Below are 6,618 nucleotides of genomic sequence, written 5' to 3'. Positions count from 1 at the left end.
AAATAAAGGAGGTCTCTAGTTTGATTTTTATCCTTAAAAATGTTATCTTTACGAATATCATCGTTGCGGGGAGGAGTTGGATAACTGGCTATTCCGCCGGTCTCGAAAACTGGTGCTTGTAAAGGCTTGTGGGTTCGAGTCCCACCTCCTCCGCACGAAAAAATATGTTTTCAAAAAAGAAATCAAAAGAGCCACAAAATATTAAAGAGATCCTAAACTCTTTTAAGGAGATGGAGGCTAAGTTTAGTAAACTAGAAGCCCTAGTTCATGGATTCGAGAATCAAAGCGCTTCTGTCTTCCAAAAAACAGGGATTGTCAGATTTAATCCGTTTCCCGGAGTTGGCGGAAACCAGAGTTTTTCTTTATGTTTATTAAATAAGCATAATGACGGATTTTTGATAACTAGTTTTTATACTCGAGAAGGTAGTAGTGTTTATGGTAAACCTATTAAAAATGGTAAATCCGAGCATAATCTTTCTGATGAAGAAAAGGAGGCTATTCAAGTAGCCATAAATGGATCAATAAATAAGGGAAAATAATAAGATGGTTGAAAAAAAAGACAATATAATATCTCGTCCCCCAGTAGTAGTCTTTTTGGGTCATGTTGATCATGGCAAGTCTTCTATCTTGGAAGCAATTAAAGATTTAAAGATAACGGAAAAAGAATCAGGAGGAATTACTCAACATATCGGAGCTTATAATGTCGAGCATAATGATAAGAGAATAACTTTTATAGACACTCCGGGGCATGAAGCCTTTTCTTCAATGAGATCCAGGGGAGCAAAGGTTGCAGATATTGCGGTTCTTGTAGTAGCAGCCGATGATGGAGTAAAAACTCAGACAAAAGAAGCTATTGCACATATAAAGAAGGCCGGTGTTCCTATGGTAGTGGCGATAAACAAAATAGATAAACCAGAGGCAGATTTTGATAGAATTAGCCAACAACTTTCAGAGCAAGAAATATACCTAGAGTCTATTGGGGGAAAGGTCCCTTTCGTTAAGCTTTCAGCTAAAACAAGAGAAGGGATAAATGATCTCTTAGAACTAATTTTGCTTGTTGCCGAAATGGAAGATTTAAGTACTGACTCATTAAAAGAGGCAGAGGGAATAATAGTAGAGTCACACATTGATTCTTTTAAGGGGCCAATAGCAACAGTCATTATTGAATCAGGTACCTTAAAAAGAGGCGATACCGTGGCTACTTCTTCTTGTTTAGGGAAAATAAAGTCACTAGAGAATTCTCAAGGAAAGGCAATTGACCATGCAGGACCTTCTATGCCAGCAGCAGTTTTGGGATTTGAAGAAGTTCCAGTAGTTGGAGATAGTTTTAAATCTTTTTCTAATGTTGATTTGGCTAAAAAATACATGGAAGAAAAAAAGATAGAAAAAGAGATTTTAGCTGAAAAAGAAGTTAAAATCCAAGGAGAAGAACAAATAAATATTATACTAAAAGCTGATTTTTTTGGTTCTCTTGAGGCAATCGAGGGAATGTTAAAAGAAATTCCACAAGAAAGGATGTCAGTAAAGATCGTAAAGTCGGAAGTAGGAGACATAAATGAAACAGACGTAAAGTTAGCCAAATCAATCGGAGCAGACATATTGGGATTTCGAGTGAAAATTATGCCTTCAGTTCGGGGCATAATAGAAAGAGATAAGATAAATGTTTATGTTTTTGATATAATATATGAACTTATTGAAACTGTAAGAAAAATAATGGAAAGTGCGATTACTCCTAAGATTGAAAGAACTGATTTGGGCAAAGCGAAAGTCTTAGTAGTTTTTTTTACAGGAAAAAATAAGCAGATAGTTGGATGTAAAGTATTGGATGGAGAAATTAAAAATAGTTCTCGACTTGAAATATTTAGAATAAATCTTGAAACAGAAGAAGAAGAGAAAATTAGCCTGGGTAAGATAACTGGATTAAAAAAGGGAGAGCGTGTAGTAGAAAAGATATCAGCAGGAGAAGAGTGTGGAATATCCTACGAGGGGGGTGCAAAATTAGAAGTGGGAGATATTCTAGTTTCTTATATAGAAGAAAAAGAAAAAATTCAAGGGATATAATATTTGGCGCGGTAGCCAAGTGGTAAGGCAGCGGTCTGCAAAACCGCTATCGCGAGTTCGATTCTCGCCCGCGCCTCCCAACTGAAATATATGCCCGGGTGGTGGAATGGTATACACGAAGGACTTAAAATCCTTTGTCTTCACAGACTTGTGGGTTCGAGTCCCACTCCGGGCACCAGTAAGGAATTTACAAGTAGTTATTGTTGCCTTCTCTGCAAGGCTAAAATTACAAAAGAATCCGGATAAAAACATCGGCTCGAGCCGGTTTTTAATTTTAGAGGGAGAAATTTTTTTAATCCTTTTGATTATATGAATAGACAAATTATGTATTATAACAAGTTAAAGAAAGGTTGGTCGGTTTTTCTATTAAAATCATTAAATTCATAAACCATAAAACAGCTTGATCTAAAAGCAGTTTGTGTTTTCTTTTTTTAGTATTGTTTTACGGTCATTCATACCGATAATATTTTTGAGTATTTGGAACACTATTATCCCTGGAAAGATTTTAGCTATTTTTATTATTATTTTATGGGTCGTAGTCGTCTGAAGCCTTCTCGTTATATGGCTAAAGAAATCATAGAGGATTTTCGTGAAATTGAGACAAATTAAAAAGCCCCTTTTCGGGGGCTTTTTATATTTCTTTCAATATTTCTATTTTAGCATTTTGGAGACCGAAATTTATTGCTTCCTGACGAGAAGGGAACCAAATATCAACTCTATTAGTATGTCTAGCATTCATCCGATCCTTGACTATAAATACTTTATCTTCAAAAAGACTAGGTATTCTAATTTTAGTATTAAACGGGAGGAAGTTGGCAGCAATTATTCCATCACTTACCCAAGCTCCTGAAGCGGTGATAAATGGTTCAGAATCTGTCTGATCCACTGTACTAGAGTATGCTGTGATTGAGGTTTGCATAGTATTCACTACAATATATTCTTTCCCTTCGTTAGTTATTGTTTTTGGCTTAACTTTTTTATCAACAAAAACATGGAAAGGCGAAAGTGTATTTTCGTGAAATGTTAAAAATTCCTCTGTAAGATAATCATTCTGTGGTTCAGGATGGTGATTTATCAGATCAGCTCCAGCTTCCTGGGCACTTCTTTCAATAAATGGAAGAGTGATAAATAGTAATCCCGAAATGGTCAAGACAATCAGTGTATTTGGTATCGTTCCCTTCGAAAGAGAACTACCTTTTTCGTTTCTACTCATTATAAAATCCCCTTTGCGGGGATGCCCTTATAATGACCCAATTTTATCAAAATGTCAATACTTTTTTAACAAGTTATCCACAGTTGGATGTTTGACACTACCCCCCATTTTTATATACTCAAAGCAGGGTAAAGATTTTAAAAAATAAAACAAAAGCGATGATCGGGAAGAAGAACATTTTTTTAATGTTCGGGCCACCCCAGGAGCTGGATACGATGAGTATTCCCGGATTCCTACCGTTAAAAAGGAAGACTAATTAACCGTTAGTCGTTGAGTCTCAAATAGCAATATTTGAGTGAATCAGGGTGGTATCACGAGTAATCCTCGTCCTTGAACTTAGATCAATAGCATCTAAACGCAAGGACGGGGATTTTTTATTTAATTTTAAAAATATGAACAGAAAAATATCTGCTATCAAAAGAATAGAAGAAATGGCTGGTAAGCTTGATGGAGTGATTTCGCTTGCTCAAGGAATACCTTCTTTTCCTTCACATGAAATAATAAGAAGAGAGGTTATCAAAGCAGTGGAAAGGAATTTAGTTGACAAGTATTCACCAGTCGCGGGATTGCCTGAGCTAAGGTCCCTAGTTTCAGAGAGAATATTAAAAAGAGGAATGCGCTATTCTTGGGAGAAAGAAATTATAATTACCGCAGGAGCAATAGAAGCTTTATCTGCTTCCATCTTTGCTCTCTTAAAAGAGGGCGAGGAGATAATAGTTTTTACTCCAACCTATTCTTACTATTCTAGGATAGGGAAAATTAGGGGCTTAAAGATAGTTTCAGTTCCTCTTGATGAAGAGAATGGATGGGACATTTCAATAGAATCTTTTAATAATTCAATTAATGAAAAAACTAGAGGAGTTGTTATTTGTAATCCCAATAATCCAACTGGGTCAGTAATGGGAAGAGATCGTCTAATGCAGATTGCTGAAATCGCAGAAAGAAACAACATGCTAATTTTTTTAGACGACGTCTATGAGGATCTTTATTACGAAGAAGGAGAGCTATTCAATCTTTGCAGCCTAGAGAGGTTTAAGGAGAGAATAATAAGAATAGTTAGCTTTTCTAAATCATTGGCCCTCTCTGGCTGGCGCATTGGCTTCTTGCACGGCCCAGAAAGGCTCATAGAAGAGATTTTGTATGTACATGATGTTCTTGTAAACTGTGCGCCAGTTATCTCTCAATACGCAGCAATTACAGGGCTTAGAAACGAAGCGATTATTAGCAGCTATCATAAAGATTATCTTAAGAGACGAGCTATCATGGAAATTTATTTAATTGACCTAAAGGAATACTTAAGCTTTGTTCGTCCAATAGGTTCATATTATTTTTTTCCCAGAATGAAGGGAGTTGATAACACAGAAGACTTTTGTATAGATATGCTTAAAAAAACAAGAGTTGCTATGGTTCCAGGAAGTGACTTTGGACAAGGAGGAGAGGGGCATATAAGAATATGTTTTGGTAGATCAGAAGATGATATTCATGAAGGGATGAAAAGATTTGGAGAATATTTAAAACAAAAAAACGCCTAGACAGCGTTCTTTTATTGGAGCGGGTGAGCGGGATCGAACCGCCGTCTTATCCTTGGCAAGGACATATAATAGCCACTATACGACACCCGCATTTCTTGCGTTTTTGAGATAATTTACACCTCTTTACCATCACGCAACAGTGCTTTTTGGTATTTACAGAATATATTTTCCTTTTTTACGAAGAGCAATTATTTGTTTGCTTTTTTTTATTCATATAGACAGTGGATAGTTCTCTATGCTTAGATTGTATCCAGTGTCTAATTTTTGCCAATAAGGACAAATGTGCCGCGGGTGAGAATTGAACTCACGACCCCAATTTTTTCAGAATTGTGCTCTACCACTGAGCTACCGCGGCGTATTTAAAGGGTGGGCGGTGCAGGATTCGAACCCGCGGCCTCATCGATGTAAGCGACGCGCTCTAACCAACTGAGCTAACCGCCCCTTTTTCTTCCTTGTGCGCGGGAGAGGACTTGAACCTCCACGCTCTTGCGAGCACTAGCACCTCAAGCTAGCCTGTATACCAATTTCAGCACCCGCGCCTTCTCTCCCTATTTCTCTTCAGTAACTTCTTCAACCTTATCTTTAGGTGCCTCTTCTTTTTTCTTTAACTTTGCTCTTTTACCAAAAACCTCTCTTAGGTAGTACAGCTTTGATCTTCTAACTTTACTTCTTTTAATGATCTCAATCTTGGTTATGTTTGGCGAATTCATAGGTATTATCTTTTCCATCATAACTCCAGCTGCAGGACCTCTTAGAGTCATGTTAGTTGAAATACCCTCTCCTCTCTTGGCAATCACAACTGCTTCAAAAGGCTGAACTCTTTCTTTTCCTTTTTCAGTGAACTTGTAATGTAGCTTAATTGTGTCTCCTATCCTGATTTCAGGTAGGTCGTTTCTTAATTGACCTTCTGTAAATTTTTTAACTTTATTCATGTTTTTTTAATTTATCTAATATTTTTGCCAGATCGTCCGGAAGTTCGGAGATAAATTCTCTTTCTTGACCGTCAGGCATTTTTATTTTCAGTCCTCTAGCATGAAGGAATTGTCTTTCTAATCCTTCGGGCTGTGGTTGGTTTTTGAATCCATATAAGGGGTCTCCAGCTATTGGATGATGGAGATATGCCATGTGACATCTTATCTGGTGTTTTCTGCCTGTTTGAGGTAGAACCTTTATTAAAGTATAGTTTTCGAAATTTTTCAATACCTCGTACGTAGTAACGGCTTTTCTAGTAGCTCCCTTAATCGATAAATCGTATGGCGGATGTGCCTTTTGTTTTCTGCGATCACCGGGTGCTCTAGACATAAAAGTATCTATAATTCCTTTTTTATCCAACACTCGTCCAACGCATAGGGTCCAGTATTCTTTTATAACCTTCTTTTCTTGGAATTGTTCTTGGAAGAATTTCAAAGAATCATTATTCTTGGCGATTAAAAGGACTCCGGAAGTATCTTTATCCAGTCGATGAATGGCACCATATCTTGGGCTTTCCCCAACTTTTTTAAGCTCAGGAAAATCTTTAACAGTTTCTTCTATGATAGATGATTCATTTTTACTCTCATCTTCAGGGAAGACGATCCACCCAGCTGGCTTATCTATAACTAAAAGGTTTTCGTCTTGGTAAATTATCTTCATTTCTTTCATTTTCTATCTGTGGGCAGCAGAGGACTCGAACCTCTAACCTTCTCTACGTCAAAGAGATGCTCTGCCTTTGAGCTAGCTGCCCCTTTGGGCATTCAAATTAAATCAGTTCAAACTTTCTTTATTATCTTACCAAATTTAGTTCATAAATCAAGGAAAAGAATTTAAGGGGAT

The 6,618-nt window shown here is 37.0% G+C and carries 6 protein-coding genes and 8 tRNA genes; 6 read left to right on the top strand and 8 right to left on the bottom strand.

Going from position 1 to position 6,618, the window contains the following annotated elements; genetic code table 11:
- The first annotated feature begins 69 nt into the window (after window positions 1–69).
- The 5 genes from KY054_02910 to KY054_02890 all read left to right on the top strand — a co-directional run bounded on the left by KY054_02910 (window position 70) and on the right by KY054_02890 (window position 2,239).
- Window positions 70–153, top strand: a tRNA-Ser gene (locus tag KY054_02910).
- Between the two features lie 11 nt (window positions 154–164).
- Window positions 165–539: a DUF4446 family protein gene (locus tag KY054_02905; protein ID MBZ1356682.1), complete on the top strand. Its 375-nt coding sequence runs from the start codon at window positions 165–167 to the stop codon at window positions 537–539.
- A 4-nt stretch (window positions 540–543) separates the two neighbouring features.
- Entirely contained in the window at window positions 544–2,061 is a 1,518-nt protein-coding gene (infB, locus tag KY054_02900; protein MBZ1356681.1) for a translation initiation factor IF-2, read from the top strand.
- A 5-nt stretch (window positions 2,062–2,066) separates the two neighbouring features.
- Window positions 2,067–2,137 (top strand) — tRNA-Cys (locus KY054_02895).
- A gap of 16 nt (window positions 2,138–2,153) precedes the next feature.
- Window positions 2,154–2,239 (top strand) — tRNA-Leu (locus KY054_02890).
- Window positions 2,240–2,692: 453 nt separating this feature from the next.
- Here the strand turns inward: KY054_02890 and KY054_02885 are convergent.
- Window positions 2,693–3,274, bottom strand: coding sequence for a 3D domain-containing protein (locus KY054_02885; GenBank protein ID MBZ1356680.1), 582 nt, complete (start codon window positions 3,272–3,274; stop codon window positions 2,693–2,695).
- 392 nt (window positions 3,275–3,666) lie between these two features.
- Between KY054_02885 and KY054_02880 the strand changes: the two genes are divergently transcribed.
- Entirely contained in the window at window positions 3,667–4,806 is a 1,140-nt protein-coding gene (locus tag KY054_02880) for a pyridoxal phosphate-dependent aminotransferase (GenBank protein ID MBZ1356679.1), read from the top strand.
- A gap of 15 nt (window positions 4,807–4,821) precedes the next feature.
- On the opposite strand, the gene KY054_02875 is transcribed toward KY054_02880, so the two are convergent.
- The 7 genes from KY054_02875 to KY054_02845 all read right to left on the bottom strand — a co-directional run bounded on the left by KY054_02875 (window position 4,822) and on the right by KY054_02845 (window position 6,529).
- A tRNA-Gly gene (locus tag KY054_02875) sits at window positions 4,822–4,896 on the bottom strand.
- A 193-nt stretch (window positions 4,897–5,089) separates the two neighbouring features.
- A tRNA-Phe gene (locus tag KY054_02870) sits at window positions 5,090–5,161 on the bottom strand.
- 12 nt (window positions 5,162–5,173) lie between these two features.
- Window positions 5,174–5,247 (bottom strand) — tRNA-Val (locus KY054_02865).
- A gap of 14 nt (window positions 5,248–5,261) precedes the next feature.
- Window positions 5,262–5,345 (bottom strand) — tRNA-Leu (locus tag KY054_02860).
- Window positions 5,346–5,354: 9 nt separating this feature from the next.
- Window positions 5,355–5,738, bottom strand: coding sequence for a 50S ribosomal protein L19 (rplS, locus tag KY054_02855; protein ID MBZ1356678.1), 384 nt, complete (start codon window positions 5,736–5,738; stop codon window positions 5,355–5,357).
- Entirely contained in the window at window positions 5,731–6,438 is a 708-nt protein-coding gene (locus tag KY054_02850; protein ID MBZ1356677.1) for an RluA family pseudouridine synthase, read from the bottom strand. Before KY054_02850 ends, rplS begins: the two co-directional genes overlap by 8 nt.
- A gap of 19 nt (window positions 6,439–6,457) precedes the next feature.
- Window positions 6,458–6,529: transfer RNA gene (locus KY054_02845), tRNA-Val, on the bottom strand.
- Window positions 6,530–6,618: the final 89 nt, after the last annotated feature.

Source organism: Candidatus Nealsonbacteria bacterium, assembly GCA_019923605.1.
GTDB lineage: Bacteria > Patescibacteriota > Minisyncoccia > Minisyncoccales > CSSED10-335 > JAHXGM01.
The sequence above is the reverse complement of the archived record's forward strand: the minus strand, read 5'-3'. Positions and strand labels throughout refer to the sequence as shown.